Origin of the sequence: Polynucleobacter arcticus, from assembly GCF_013307205.1 — a bacterium.
Classification (GTDB): domain Bacteria; phylum Pseudomonadota; class Gammaproteobacteria; order Burkholderiales; family Burkholderiaceae; genus Polynucleobacter; species Polynucleobacter arcticus.
This window is the reverse complement of sequence record NZ_CP028940.1, coordinates 252,192-264,264: the sequence shown is the minus strand read 5'-3', so window position 1 is coordinate 264,264 and position 12,073 is coordinate 252,192. Positions and strand designations below refer to the sequence as shown.

The following is a 12,073-nucleotide window of genomic DNA, read 5'->3' as shown; positions in this document are numbered from 1 at the left end:
ATCAACCTACATCATACAAAATCCATCATGACTCCTACTCAAGACCTCTCATTTCTCTCTCTAGTCCTCAATGCCAGCCTATTAGTACAGTTAGTAATGTTGTTATTACTGGGCATGTCTGTGGCCTCATGGACCATCATTTTTAAGAAAACGGCCATTTTGCGTGGTGTTAGGCGGGATACCGAGCGCTTTGAGCGGGACTTTTGGTCCGGTGGCGACCTGGGCACCCTCCTTGAAGCTGCCCAGCGTAATACCCGTAGCGACGCCGTCTTGGAGCATATTTTTGAAGCTGGCATGCAGGAGTTCACTAAGTGTCGAGAGATAGATGCCGCCCGCCGCGCCATGAAAGCCACTTACCAACGCGAAATGGACATGCTAGAGGCCAATCTGCCATTCCTGGCCTCTGTGGGCTCGGTATCACCTTATATCGGCCTCTTTGGCACCGTTTGGGGGATCATGCATGCATTCCGTGGCCTAGCTAATGTTCAAAACGCGACCTTGGCAGCAGTTGCTCCTGGAATCGCAGAAGCGCTAGTCGCTACTGCGATTGGTCTATTTGCTGCCATTCCAGCAGTAGTGGCCTATAACCGCGCTGCAACGGATGTAGATCGTTTGGCAATTCGCTTTGAAACCTTCATTGAAGAATTTACAAACATCTTGCAACGTCAAGCCTCAGGAAAATAAGTATGGCTGGCTCACTCAGAAAGTCCTCCAAGCGTCGAGCAATGGCCGACATTAACGTAGTGCCATACATCGACGTGATGTTGGTGTTGTTGGTCATTTTCATGGTGACCGCACCGATGGTAAATCCCGGCGTCGTCAACCTTCCGACCGTCGGTGGCGCCAAAGTACAAACCTTGCCTCCTGTCTTTTTAACGATTGACGCCAATGAGAATGTCATTGTTCGTAAAGATGGTGATCCAGTGCAAACTTTGAATAAGCTCGAACTGGGTGCCTTTGCACGTTCGCAAGCAGAAAAGTCAGCTGAGCAACCAGTAGTACTCGCCGCTGACAAATCCATTAAATACGAAGTAGTCATGGATGTCATGTCCAAGCTTAAAGAAAATGGTGTGAAACGGGTTGGTCTTGCAGTGAAGAGTCAGTAAACCTCTTTGTCTTTCATTCATGAATAGCGCGCAAACATTTCACTTAAGCCCGTCGACTTTCAAACGAGGTCGCCCTACTCAAAACGAAAGCACTCAACGTGCTTTTAGTTTTTCTCTGGCTGCGCACTTAGGTTTGGTGGCTTTCTTGGTGATCGGTATTAGCTGGAATAACTCTACCCCTTCTGGGGTCGAGGTTGAACTATGGGATGCCAGTCAGCAAGTAGTAGCGCCTGTTGTCCCAGAAATCAAAACCGAGATGAAGGAAGAGGCCGCCGATATTGCGATTAAGAAAAAGCAACTTGAAAAAGAGCCTCCTAAAAAAGAGGTGGTGAAAGAAACTCCTAAGCCGGTAACTCCACCTAAGCCGACTCCAGCCAAGGAGAAGGAAAAAGAGCAGCCTAAAAAGGCGGAGCCAGCCAAAAAAGTGGAAGCACCTAAGGCAGCAACTCCTGCAGACACCAAAGCCAATGCTGCTGCCGAGAAAGTCCGCGCCGATCAGATGGCACGTCTTCGCGCTGCAGCTGGCGCAGAAGGCGGTAGTGGCGGTACCAGCGGTAGTGGAGTAGGTGGTGGTGGCAATGCCCCTCCCGGCTGGACCGATAAGGTCATTAAAAAAGTAAAACCCTTAATTGTCTACAACCCAGAGTCCATCAGCGGCAATCCTGCGGCAGTAGTTAAAGTCAATCTCGCGCCCGATGGGGCTATTTTGAGCACTGAGTTGTTAAGTTCTAGCGGCAGTGCTGGCTGGGATCGTGCAGTATTACTCGCACTCACTCGCGCAGAAAGCCTACCAAAAGACGACAATGGCAAAATTCCTCAAAGAGAAGTTAAGCTGACCTTTAAACCCAAGGACTAAAGCATGTTGCAATTAGCTAAGCAGTATTTTTCATTTGTTGCAGTTGCGTTGTCATTGATTGGCCTCGCCATTCCCGCTACAGCGCAAATGAATATTGAAATCACTGGTGTGGGACAGTCACTCTATCCCATCGCCGTTATGCGCTTTAAGGATGAGAACAAACTACCAACGAGTGTTACCGAAATCATTCGCCAAGACTTAGCTCGTAGTGGTTACTTTAAAAATACTGAGAACGGTAATGCCAGTGAGAGCGATGAAGGCACTCCTAACTACAAGTCTTGGGCTGCTCGCGGAGCAGATGCTTTGGTAGTGGGCTCTGTGGTCCAAAAAGGAAGTGATCAATTTGAGATTCAATACAAATTATTTGATGTGCGTAAATCGTTGAGCTTGGGCGGCCTCAATATCAATTCCAGCGCGGATAATTTACGCGCTGCCGGCCATAAGATTGCCGATGACATCATCTTCAAATTGCTGGGTGAGCGCGGCATCTTCTCTACACGGCTGTCTTATGTCATTAAAGAAGGTAGACGCTATCGCTTGGTCATCTCCGATGCAGATGGTCAAAACATTCGTAATGCCATGAATAGTGGTGAGCCCATCATCTCCCCATCTTGGTCCCCCGACGGCAAGAAAGTGGCCTACGTGTCCTTTGAAGATCGCAAGCCAGTGATCTACGTTCATGAACTCGCAACAGGTCGTCGCATCCCCCTCTCAAATCAAAAGGGTAATAACAGTGCGCCGGCTTGGTCACCGGATGGTAAAAAACTAGCGATCTCCCTTTCGAAAGATGGCAATACCCAGATCTATAGCATCAACGCTGATGGGAGCGGCTTACAGCGCCTGACTCAGGGCCGTACGATTGATACAGAGCCCCAATATTCTGCTGACGGTCGCTCTATCTATTTCACCAGCGATCGTGGCGGAAATCCCCAGATTTACCGAATGAGTGCGGATGGCGAACAAGTTGAAGGTGCCAAGCGCATCACCTTTAAGCAAGGCTTTGTGACATCCCCGCGCATTTCTCCAGATGGCAAGTATTTGGCCTATATTGCCAATATTGGGGGTGCTTTCCGACTCTATATCCTCAATTTGGCTACAGGTGATGCCCAGGCCTTAACGGACAGCAGTAGTGATGAGTCCCCTTCCTTTGCAGCAAATGGTCGCTATGTCTTGTATTCCACCAAGGTCGGTGGCAAGCGAGTATTGGCAGCCGTATCAGTAGATGGCAATTCCAAGCAGGTGTTAAGTATTCCAGGATCTGATGTCCGTCAGCCATCCTGGGGTCCATTTATGGATTAATCACTTCAGCAAATAAACACAGATCTTTCCAGTTCAATAGCTAAAATTAGACTCTTAGGGGCATAATATTAAATACTAGCTATTAATTATTAGCTCATTTCATAGCTTCATTTGTAGGAAAAGGAAAGATCATGACAATTTCTATCGCACGCCGTGCCGCAACCCTCACCCTCCTTGGTGTAACAGCACTGTTTTTAGCCGCTTGCTCTAGCGTCAAATTAGATGATGTAGATGGCGCTAATAGCGGTAGTAGTGGCGGTGGTAATGGTAAGTTTGGCTCACAACCATGGAACGATCCTAGTAGCCCCCTTTTTCAGCGCAGCGTCTATTTTGATTTGAATGAGTACACCGTTCAGACAAAATACCAAAAACAATTATCTGCCCACGCCAGTTTTCTAAAAGCCAATGCTAAGCAAAAGATCATTATTCAGGGTAATACTGATGAGCGTGGTACAGCTGAGTACAACTTAGCATTAGGCCAACGTCGTTCGGATGCGGTTCGTAAGTCACTGAATCTGATGGGTGTATCTGATGACCAAATGGAAGCAGTCAGTTTTGGTAAAGAAAGACCAAAAGCCGAAGGTGATAACGAAGCAGCCTGGGCAGAAAACCGCCGCGCTGACATTGTTTACATCACGAACTAATGCGACTCATGCATCAGGCTTGCTCTTTCCAACGAACGCTCTCACGAGCGTTTTGTTTAAGTGTTGCCACACTTTGCTTGGGCCTCTCAAGTAATGCTTGGGCACTCTTTGCCGACGATGATGCTCGCAAAGCGATTTTGGATTTACGTAAGTCTCTAGCAACAACGCAATTGGACTTACAAAATCAAATTGAAAAGCTCAAAACAGAAAATGCAGAGTTGCGTGGCAAGGTTGAAAATTTGGAGAAGCAAGGCGAGGATATCAATAGCAGTCAAAAAACTTACTACCAGGACCTGGATACCCGCTTAGGTAATTTTGAGCCACGTAATGCGACCATTGAAGGGGTCAGCGGCACAATCCAACCTGAGGAGAAAAAGGCGTATGACGAAGCATTAAAGGCGTTCCAGGCCGGCAACCTCAAAAAGGCAGATGAAGGTTTCTCTGCTTTTGATAAACGCTATCCCAAGAGTCCTTATGCTCCACTAGCTATTTTTTGGAGTGGCAACAGCAAGTACGCCAATAAAGACTATGCCGGCGCTATTGCGCAGTTACAAAGCTTGATCAAGCGCTACCCTACTCATCCTCGCATTCCGTCTGCAATGTTGACCTTGGGTAATGCACAGCTGGAAAGTGGCAATAAGGCAGCGGCTAAAAAAACGTTTGCTGAGATCATCAGCAGGTATCCCGATACGGAAGCAGCAAAAGACGCGCAACAACTCAATGCTGCGATTAAGTAAGAAGTAAAAAGGTAAGCCCAATTCCGATGTCTCTGTTATCTGCTGCATTTCAAAATATCGCTCCACGCAAGCCGAATGCCCCCGCAGTCATCCTGTTTTCTGGTGGTCTCGATTCCACCACGATTTTGGCGCTTGCAAAGGATCTTGGTTACGCGCCCTATGTTCTGTCAGTTGGTTACGGACAGCGGCACTCCTCTGAGCTGGCCGCTGCAAAACATATCGCTAAGAAGATGGGTGTAGTCCGTCATGAAGTAGTCAATTTAGATCTCACCCGTTTTGGCGGATCAGCCTTAACTGATGCATCGATTGATGTGCCAACTACTCCCGGTAAAGATCAAGAGATTCCTGTGACTTACGTGCCAGCACGTAATACGATTCTGCTATCACTTGCCTTGGGTTGGGCAGAATCCTTAGGTGGCTTAGATATTTTTTATGGCGCTAACGCAGTCGATTACTCTGGCTATCCAGACTGCCGTCCAGAGTACGTTGCCTCATTTGAAACGATGGCAAACTTAGCTACCAAGGCTGGCGTAGAAGCCATTCATCTTGAAAATCGCTTTCGGGTGCATGCGCCCATCATTGGCATGACCAAGGCAGAGATCATTCAACTGGGCACCACCCTAGACGTGGATTACTCGCAAACCGTTTCTTGCTATCAAGCCAACGATTTAGGTGAGGCTTGCGGAGAATGTGAGTCTTGTCGGTTGAGGCAGATTGGCTTTAAGCAAGCCAATCTCAGTGATCCAACGCGATATCGCCGACTTTAAGCGTATCTGTACGTCAAAGTCCTTCCCTTAAAAGGGTTTGACTTTACCTAATAAGCGCATAATAATGCACTTAATTATGGGCAATTTATTATGACTTTGACACAAACCATTCACGCAAAAACGACCGTCAGCATGACTGACCTTAGGCGCAATCCGAGCAAAATTTTAGAGATTGCTGGCGACCTACCCGTTGCCGTTCTGAATCACAATAAACCTGAAGCCTACCTTCTCTCAGCAAAAGCATATGAGGCTTTACTTGATTTAGTAGATGATGTCTCACTCATTAAAACTATTAAGTCTAGAAGCGGTGGAAAAACAATTAAGGTCAAGCTTGCAGATCTATAGTCTTGAATTCAATGTACTAGCCTTCAGAGAGTGGAAAAAATTAGATAATTCAGTCCGCAGCCAGTTTAAAAAGCAACTTGAAAAGCGAGTTCAGAATCCTAGAGTTGCATCGGCTAAACTCCATGGAGACTTAGATAATTTTTACAAGATAAAACTAGCGGCAGTTGGCTATAGGCTTGTATATGAGGTCATAGACCATAAGTTGGTCGTACTCATTATTGCTGTTGGCAGGCGAGATCAATCTGAGGTTTATGAAAAAGCAAGTAAAAGACGGTAAATTATTTGACTTGCGCTTCCATCATCCGCGCAACATAGCGCGCAATTAAATCTACCTCTAAGTTCACTGCATCACCCTGGTTTAACTTACCCAAAGTCGTATTCTCTAGCGTATGTGGAATGATATTGATATCCACTATGCAGACATGTTTACTGTCTTCAGTTTTATTGACTGTGAGCGAAACGCCGTTCACCACAATAGATCCTTTGTATGCCAAGAATGGTGCCAGCGCTTTTGGAGCTTCAATCCGCAGTAACCAAGAGCCATAGGGATCTTGTGCCACAGTTGCAAAATGCGTGACCTTACCAACGCCATCCACATGGCCGCTTACCAAGTGACCTCCTAGGCGATCATTTAAACGCAGTGCTTTTTCTAGATTCACTGGGCCGACCCGATCCAAACCAACAGTTTTATTAAGAGACTCGCGCGAGATATCTAAGGCAAAAGTATTGCTAGTCAATTCCGTAGCGGTCATACAGGCCCCCTGTATCGCAATGCTATCGCCCATTACCGCATCATCGAGATAGCCCGTAGGTACTTCAACCACCAAGTACAAACCATCGCCTTTAGCTTGAATGCTTTTAATTTGGCCAACTGCAGTAATAATTCCAGTAAACATAGTGAGATCTTAAAAAGGTGTTTGTAATTTTCTTAAATCGTTTTTTTATCTAGACGCAGAAGTAAGCGAAGGTCAGGACCAAATAGGCTGTGATCCATTATTTGCCAATCCTGCCGCTGATCCAGAGCTGTCAATGAAGAGATGTTTGCCATACCAATACCATCACCCACCATAAAGGGGGCGTAATACAGTAATAACTCGTCAACACAATCTTCTCTCAGTAGGGAGCCATTGAGTTTAAATCCTGCCTCGATGTGGATTTCATTCATATGACGCTCTTGTGCCAAGTAAGCAAAGAGCTTAGTTAAGTCGACCTTGCCATGGGTATTAGCCATCGCAATCACTTCAACACCAATGGCCTCGAATGCTTTTCTCTTCTCTTGTGCGTCTACCGAATCTAATGAAGCGCAAACCAGAATGATGCCTGATGCTTTGGGATTGCTTAATACTTTAGCGGTCAGTGGTGTCTCTAGCTTAGAGTCGACAATGATTTTCCAGGGCTGACGTTCAGTTTTAACATCGCGGACATTGAGAGTCGGATCATCCTCTTTAACCGTACCTACTCCAGTCAATATGGCGCATGCTTGAGCTCGCCAGTGGTGCCCATCAGCTCTAGCTAAAGGGCCTGTAATCCATTGGCTTTGGCCATTCGGCAAAGCGGTTTTGCCATCTAAGCTCGCAGCGATCTTCATGCGAACCCAAGGCAAACTGCGCGTCATTCTAGAAATAAAACCCCGATTAAGCTCCTGAGATTCTGACTCTAATAGGCCACAACGGACATCAATTCCTGCAGCCCTTAGACGCTCGAGGCCTTTACCGCTAACTAAGGGGTTGGGGTCTAACATCGCCACAATCACCCTGGCTGGCTTAGCTGCAATTAAGGCATCGACACAAGGCGGGGTTCTACCGGTATGGTTACAGGGCTCTAGCGTGACATAGATGGTCGATCCAGCAGGATCTATCCCCTTTGACTTCACATCAGCTAAAGCCTGAACTTCCGCATGGGGACCGCCAACTTTTTGGGTATAACCCCGCCCAATCACTTCATCATCTTTAATAATGATGCATCCCACCCGAGGATTGGGGTTGGCTAAATATAGGGCATTTTGAGCCTCGGCTAATGCCTGACTCATAAATTGATGGTCAACTGCGGTGTACATGGGTCTATTAAAACCGATTGTGGCCGGAAGCGGCAAATTTACCCTCTTTACTTACAAGCTTTTGAGTCCCGAGTCGGGTCACAAATTCTCCAGCGGCCCCCGCTACCCAATATCAACTGACGCTCGAGCAAAGAATTGCGCTCATGACCCAATATGAGGCGGTTAGCCACAAACCCTCCCTGGGTGGTCTTTGCAGCACCCGCCCCATTGAATAAAATCCCCCTCTGGGATGTATGGGGGTCAATAAACTGCTTACCACCCCCCTTGAAATAGACCGGGGCAATATCACCCTGTGAAAACCACTGCCGTTCAACACAGGTAGATTTCAATTGGTTGCGGTCGCAAGCGTTTTTAACAATCCATCCCTCATCCCATAGATTTTCATGCAGAGGCATGATGCGGACAGGTGCTCCCAATCTTAAAGCTTGTGCCCGTGCAAATTGCGCATGCGCAATAAAGCGTCTAGCGATCATGTCGATTTCTCGAGCAGCCATGTGTTCATGCAATAGCGGCATCGTCATCAGCACCATGATGGCGATAATGAGGACTACCGCCATAAGCTCCAATAAGCTATATCCACGATCTGAGTTAATCAAAATTCTGCCGCCAATTCAAACGAGTAGCTATAGTCTTTTTTTCATCCCAAAGAACCATCACCTCCAGTCTAGGTTTGCCCTTACTGGATACCAGCCACAGATTTTTTCCTACGGACTGAAGATGACATGGGGAATTGGGCAATAGAGCAACGTTTGCAATATACTGCTCACATTCAAGTAAAGATTTTTCTGCAGCAATAAATTGTTTTTGAGATTCCACATAAGTGTTAAGAGCTATCACTTCAAGTGCCGCTAAGCGCTCTAACTCCATGACTAGGGTGGAGAGTAGTGTCAATAGCGATAGGATCCAGGTAATAATCACAGCAAATTGCGAGTAGCAAATGTACGCACAAACTCTTGATGAATAGACGCCCCGTCTGTCATCTCCAACTTCACCCTGTAGGCCTTACCAGCGCTACCTGTAAGCTCTTCGAAGGAAAGGAAATTCACACCATTCATCAGAGTAGTATTTTGTAGGCGTCCCTGACGATCTAATGACTGGCAGACCAATGATCCACCATTGACTCGCATACCTTTGGGTATCGATGACTGTCGATCAAGAAAAAATCCCTGCTGCGCTAAATCATGTTTAGTACGGTCCTTTGATAGGGTGTTACCAATGCAATCAAAGTCTTGTCCTTGAGAGATTTCATGCTTAACCATGAGTGAATCTGAGCCTCGATACCCGCTCCCTTTTTGAATTTGAATGTAATCACTCAAAGCAATGTGTTTTTTTGCAGACGAAATCGATGAGGGGATATTTCGATATCCAGCCATCCGAATTGCTCGCCCTATCAACTCGAAAGCACGGTCCGCTTCAGCAGTCAGAGATTGGGATTTTTCATGCGCAATTTTCTTGGCAATAAACTCCCCGCTATTTTTTATCAGAGGCGCTACGAGAATGAGAGAGAGGGCGAGAGCGACGAGACATTCCAGCAAGCTCATTAGATGACTTTCTTAAGGGTGAAGTGGTCGAACTCAATTGCGCAGTGTTCAATACGGCCATCTCATGCCGATCCCACTCTGTTGTTATTGCATCTCTTGTTGCCTGCAGTTGACCTAAGCGCAAAATAATCCCTTGGTAAGTGCTCCCCAGAGCAACCCAACTGCCGGCCACTAAACTCAGAGCCACCAAAACCTCGAGCAAGATAAACCCATTGACTTGTCTAGATGGCCTGAGTGCACTCAACGATTCTGGGTTTACTCGGCAAAATTGGGGCATAGGACATTTTCTCGAGGCTGGAGTGATAAAAAAATGCCATCGATAGATGCCACTTGTCAGAAACAGCGGATAAGAGCGCCTATTTGAGGAGATCCAGGCTTACAGCTCTAAAACTCCTCCTCAGCTTAAAATAGAAGGCTATGCAAAATAATCTCGCCTCCACAGAAGAAATCATTGCCGAACTCAAGGCTGGCAAGATGGTCATTCTGGTCGATGAAGAAGATCGTGAGAATGAGGGTGACCTCGTACTAGCCGCTGACCATGTCACCCCAGAGGCAGTCAATTTCATGGCCAAGTATGGTCGTGGCCTGATTTGCCTCACCTTAACCCGTGAGCGCTGCCAACAAATCAACCTCCCTTTAATGGTGAGAGATAACGGCACCTCCATGGGGACAAACTTCACCGTCTCAATTGAGGCTGCTAGTGGTGTCACCACCGGTATCTCCGCAGCAGATCGCGCACACACCATCAAAACTGCGGTAGCCAAACAAGCTAAGCCAGACGATCTCGTTCAACCTGGTCATATTTTTCCATTAATGGCGCAACCAGGTGGTGTACTCATTCGCTCAGGACACACCGAAGCAGGCTGCGATTTAGCTGCTATGGCTGGTTGCTCTCCTACTGCCGTCATCTGCGAGATCATGAAAGACGATGGCAGCATGGCGCGCCTGCCAGATTTATTAGAGTTTGCCAAAGAACATCAATTGAAGATTGGTAGCATTGCAGACTTGATTCAGTACCGTAGCCAACATGAAAGTATTGTGGTTCGGGAAGGTGAGCGTGAATTTGCTACTCCTTGGGGTAAGTTTCACGGAATCATTTATCGTGACACACCAAGTTCATGCATTCATCTTGCATTGATTCATGGCAAGCCCTCTGAGACTGAAGAAACCCTCGTACGCGTACATGAGCCTGTGACCGTTTTGGATTTCTTAGATGCCAACGTCAGCACTCACTCTTGGCCACTAGCGCAAGCATTACAAAAGCTCGCATCTTCACCAGCAGGCGTAGCAGTACTGTTAAATGCTTCGGGTATTGCATCTCCAAATGATGTCGATTGGTTGGCGCAATTTCATAAACTCAACGGCACTCATGCAGAGCAGACCCAAAAACCTTTAGCTCGCAAAACGGATTTCCGCAGCTATGGCATTGGCGCTCAAATCCTAAAAGATATTGGCGTTGGAAAAATGCGCTTACTCGCTAACCCCAATCCAGTACCCAGTCTTTCTGGGTATAAGCTTGAAGTTACCGGCTACACCCCTTTTGAACCTAAACAATAAGCTATTCAAACATGACCATAACTAATAATGAACAAGCTGTTGGCGTTTTAGAGGCCGATCTCAATGGCCAGGATCTGCGCGTAGGCATCGTGCAAGCCCGCTTTAATGAAGAGCATTGCGTTGCATTGACTACCGCCTGCATTGAAGAACTCATCAGGCTAGGCGTATCTCAATCCGACATTAAATTAGTTACGGTACCAGGCGCACTAGAACTCCCCTTTGCCCTCCAAAAAATGGCGGAGACTGGTGAGTTTGATGGCATGGTTGCCTTGGGCGCCGTCATTCGCGGCGAGACCTACCACTTTGAATTGGTTTCCAATGAGTCTGCTTCTGGCATCACTCGGGTTTCCATGGATTCTGGTCTACCCATTGCGAATGGCGTTCTCACCTGCGATACCGATGAGCAAGCGCAAGTACGGGTTCAGGTCAAAGGTGCTGATTGTGCTAAAGCTGTTGTTGAAATGGCCAACTTAGCACTTGCCTTAACTCCCGATATTGATTTTGAAATCCACCCTGGCCAGGAGTAATGATTGATATGACTCAGACTCCCTCAACATCACAAACTCCTGTAGCTAGCGCACCAAAGAGATCCCTCACACCCCGACGTCGAGCTCGTGAATACGCACTGCAAGGTGTATATCAAAGCTTGGTAATGCGCCGCGCAGGTAGCCTACCGAATGCTGCAGCTATTGCCAAACAACTCGCTGAAGATCCCGGCTTTCGTCGCTGCCAACTCGAGCTATTTCAAGGTATCTTTGCTGGTGTCCTTGAGCATACCGATGAATTGGAAGGCCTCATCACTCCAGCTCTCGATCGCCCCATTAATGAGCTCTCCCCAGTAGAGCACGCTGCTTTATTAATTGGTACCTATGAATTGGCCATGGATTTGGCTGTGCCTTACAAGGTAGCCATCAATGAAGCAGTGGAACTTGCGAAAACTTTTGGTGGCACCGATGGCCACAAGTATGTCAACGGAGTTTTAGACCTTCTTGCACAGAAATTACGTAGCACTGAAATCCAAGCTGGCTAAATGGATCGAAGTTCCTAATAGCTTCTATGGCTACACAAACCCCTGCACTCCCTTAGAGTCTAGGGGTTTTTTATTGGCTGTTAGCCTGATCTCATGGCAAAGTGAAGCTAGCGGGATAAAATGAATTCACTCATC

At 47.1% G+C, this 12,073-nt stretch carries 18 protein-coding genes; 12 read left to right on the top strand and 6 right to left on the bottom strand.

Annotation, left to right across the window (positions count from 1 at the left end; genetic code table 11):
• Positions 1-27: 27 nt before the first annotated feature.
• The 9 genes from tolQ (at position 28) to DN92_RS01390 (ending at position 6,031) form a co-directional block, all read left to right on the top strand.
• On the top strand, positions 28-684 hold the full coding sequence (gene tolQ / locus DN92_RS01430; protein WP_173959574.1) for a protein TolQ: 657 nt from the start codon (positions 28-30) through the stop codon (positions 682-684).
• Between the two features lie 2 nt (positions 685-686).
• Positions 687-1,106: an ExbD/TolR family protein gene (locus DN92_RS01425; RefSeq protein ID WP_173959573.1), complete on the top strand. Its 420-nt coding sequence runs from the start codon at positions 687-689 to the stop codon at positions 1,104-1,106.
• A gap of 19 nt (positions 1,107-1,125) precedes the next feature.
• Positions 1,126-1,962 (top strand): cell envelope integrity protein TolA, encoded by an 837-nt coding sequence (gene tolA, locus DN92_RS01420; RefSeq protein WP_173959572.1) that lies wholly within the window; start codon positions 1,126-1,128, stop codon positions 1,960-1,962.
• A 3-nt stretch (positions 1,963-1,965) separates the two neighbouring features.
• On the top strand, positions 1,966-3,261 hold the full coding sequence (tolB, locus tag DN92_RS01415; RefSeq protein WP_173959571.1) for a Tol-Pal system beta propeller repeat protein TolB: 1,296 nt from the start codon (positions 1,966-1,968) through the stop codon (positions 3,259-3,261).
• Positions 3,262-3,392: 131 nt separating this feature from the next.
• The gene (pal, locus tag DN92_RS01410) at positions 3,393-3,905 is read left to right on the top strand and encodes a peptidoglycan-associated lipoprotein Pal (protein WP_173959570.1); all 513 of its coding nucleotides are present in this window, start codon (positions 3,393-3,395) and stop codon (positions 3,903-3,905) included.
• Positions 3,905-4,642, top strand: a complete 738-nt coding sequence (gene ybgF, locus DN92_RS01405; RefSeq protein WP_173959569.1) for a tol-pal system protein YbgF — start codon at positions 3,905-3,907, stop codon at positions 4,640-4,642. The genes pal and ybgF overlap by 1 nt, the downstream gene beginning before the upstream one ends.
• 26 nt (positions 4,643-4,668) lie before the next feature.
• Complete coding sequence (queC, locus tag DN92_RS01400; protein ID WP_173959568.1) at positions 4,669-5,409, top strand: 7-cyano-7-deazaguanine synthase QueC; 741 nt, start codon at positions 4,669-4,671, stop codon at positions 5,407-5,409.
• Between the two features lie 90 nt (positions 5,410-5,499).
• The gene (locus DN92_RS01395) at positions 5,500-5,754 is read left to right on the top strand and encodes a type II toxin-antitoxin system prevent-host-death family antitoxin (RefSeq protein WP_173959567.1); all 255 of its coding nucleotides are present in this window, start codon (positions 5,500-5,502) and stop codon (positions 5,752-5,754) included.
• Positions 5,678-6,031 (top strand): type II toxin-antitoxin system RelE family toxin, encoded by a 354-nt coding sequence (locus tag DN92_RS01390; protein WP_415836387.1) that lies wholly within the window; start codon positions 5,678-5,680, stop codon positions 6,029-6,031. Before DN92_RS01395 ends, DN92_RS01390 begins: the two co-directional genes overlap by 77 nt.
• 1 nt (position 6,032) lies before the next feature.
• Here the strand turns inward: DN92_RS01390 and DN92_RS01385 are convergent, their stop codons facing one another.
• Genes DN92_RS01385 through DN92_RS01360 form a run of 6 tightly spaced genes read right to left on the bottom strand, consistent with a single transcriptional unit; the run spans position 6,033 to position 9,628 of the window.
• A complete protein-coding gene (locus tag DN92_RS01385; RefSeq protein WP_173959565.1) occupies positions 6,033-6,650 on the bottom strand; it encodes a riboflavin synthase in 618 nt (205 codons plus the stop codon).
• 32 nt (positions 6,651-6,682) lie between these two features.
• On the bottom strand, positions 6,683-7,810 hold the full coding sequence (gene ribD / locus DN92_RS01380) for a bifunctional diaminohydroxyphosphoribosylaminopyrimidine deaminase/5-amino-6-(5-phosphoribosylamino)uracil reductase RibD (protein ID WP_173959564.1): 1,128 nt from the start codon (positions 7,808-7,810) through the stop codon (positions 6,683-6,685).
• Between the two features lie 47 nt (positions 7,811-7,857).
• A complete protein-coding gene (locus DN92_RS01375) occupies positions 7,858-8,406 on the bottom strand; it encodes a GspH/FimT family pseudopilin (RefSeq protein WP_254598312.1) in 549 nt (182 codons plus the stop codon).
• Positions 8,399-8,728: a hypothetical protein gene (locus DN92_RS01370; RefSeq protein WP_173959563.1), complete on the bottom strand. Its 330-nt coding sequence runs from the start codon at positions 8,726-8,728 to the stop codon at positions 8,399-8,401. The genes DN92_RS01375 and DN92_RS01370 overlap by 8 nt, the downstream gene beginning before the upstream one ends.
• Positions 8,725-9,351, bottom strand: a complete 627-nt coding sequence (locus tag DN92_RS01365; protein ID WP_173959562.1) for a PilW family protein — start codon at positions 9,349-9,351, stop codon at positions 8,725-8,727. Before DN92_RS01365 ends, DN92_RS01370 begins: the two co-directional genes overlap by 4 nt.
• Positions 9,281-9,628: a type II secretion system protein gene (locus DN92_RS01360; protein WP_173959561.1), complete on the bottom strand. Its 348-nt coding sequence runs from the start codon at positions 9,626-9,628 to the stop codon at positions 9,281-9,283. The genes DN92_RS01365 and DN92_RS01360 overlap by 71 nt, the downstream gene beginning before the upstream one ends.
• 140 nt (positions 9,629-9,768) lie before the next feature.
• Here DN92_RS01360 and ribBA point away from each other — a divergent pair, with 140 nt between their 5' ends.
• Genes ribBA through nusB form a run of 3 tightly spaced genes read left to right on the top strand, consistent with a single transcriptional unit; the run spans position 9,769 to position 11,938 of the window.
• Entirely contained in the window at positions 9,769-10,908 is a 1,140-nt protein-coding gene (gene ribBA / locus DN92_RS01355; protein ID WP_173959560.1) for a bifunctional 3,4-dihydroxy-2-butanone-4-phosphate synthase/GTP cyclohydrolase II, read from the top strand.
• An 11-nt stretch (positions 10,909-10,919) separates the two neighbouring features.
• On the top strand, positions 10,920-11,435 hold the full coding sequence (gene ribH, locus DN92_RS01350) for a 6,7-dimethyl-8-ribityllumazine synthase (RefSeq protein WP_173959559.1): 516 nt from the start codon (positions 10,920-10,922) through the stop codon (positions 11,433-11,435).
• 8 nt (positions 11,436-11,443) lie between these two features.
• Positions 11,444-11,938 (top strand): transcription antitermination factor NusB, encoded by a 495-nt coding sequence (gene nusB / locus DN92_RS01345; protein WP_173961221.1) that lies wholly within the window; start codon positions 11,444-11,446, stop codon positions 11,936-11,938.
• The last annotated feature ends 135 nt before the right edge of the window (positions 11,939-12,073 follow it).

Excerpts from the sequence above, each read along its gene's own strand:
- ybgF (WP_173959569.1), top strand. The coding sequence starts at position 3,905 with ATGCGACTCATGCATCAGGCTTGCTCTTTCCAACGAACGCTCTCACGA.
- tolQ (WP_173959574.1), top strand. The coding sequence starts at position 28 with ATGACTCCTACTCAAGACCTCTCATTTCTCTCTCTAGTCCTCAATGCC.
- tolB (WP_173959571.1), top strand. The coding sequence starts at position 1,966 with ATGTTGCAATTAGCTAAGCAGTATTTTTCATTTGTTGCAGTTGCGTTG.
- DN92_RS01390 (WP_415836387.1), top strand. The coding sequence starts at position 5,678 with ATGATGTCTCACTCATTAAAACTATTAAGTCTAGAAGCGGTGGAAAAA.
- nusB (WP_173961221.1), top strand. The coding sequence starts at position 11,444 with ATGACTCAGACTCCCTCAACATCACAAACTCCTGTAGCTAGCGCACCA.
- ribH (WP_173959559.1), top strand. The coding sequence starts at position 10,920 with ATGACCATAACTAATAATGAACAAGCTGTTGGCGTTTTAGAGGCCGAT.
- DN92_RS01385 (WP_173959565.1), bottom strand. The coding sequence starts at position 6,650 with ATGTTTACTGGAATTATTACTGCAGTTGGCCAAATTAAAAGCATTCAA.
- DN92_RS01395 (WP_173959567.1), top strand. The coding sequence starts at position 5,500 with ATGACTTTGACACAAACCATTCACGCAAAAACGACCGTCAGCATGACT.
- tolA (WP_173959572.1), top strand. The coding sequence starts at position 1,126 with ATGAATAGCGCGCAAACATTTCACTTAAGCCCGTCGACTTTCAAACGA.
- DN92_RS01365 (WP_173959562.1), bottom strand. The coding sequence starts at position 9,351 with ATGAGCTTGCTGGAATGTCTCGTCGCTCTCGCCCTCTCTCTCATTCTC.
- ribD (WP_173959564.1), bottom strand. The coding sequence starts at position 7,810 with ATGTACACCGCAGTTGACCATCAATTTATGAGTCAGGCATTAGCCGAG.
- queC (WP_173959568.1), top strand. The coding sequence starts at position 4,669 with ATGTCTCTGTTATCTGCTGCATTTCAAAATATCGCTCCACGCAAGCCG.
- ribBA (WP_173959560.1), top strand. The coding sequence starts at position 9,769 with ATGCAAAATAATCTCGCCTCCACAGAAGAAATCATTGCCGAACTCAAG.
- pal (WP_173959570.1), top strand. The coding sequence starts at position 3,393 with ATGACAATTTCTATCGCACGCCGTGCCGCAACCCTCACCCTCCTTGGT.
- DN92_RS01360 (WP_173959561.1), bottom strand. The coding sequence starts at position 9,628 with ATGCCCCAATTTTGCCGAGTAAACCCAGAATCGTTGAGTGCACTCAGG.
- DN92_RS01425 (WP_173959573.1), top strand. The coding sequence starts at position 687 with ATGGCTGGCTCACTCAGAAAGTCCTCCAAGCGTCGAGCAATGGCCGAC.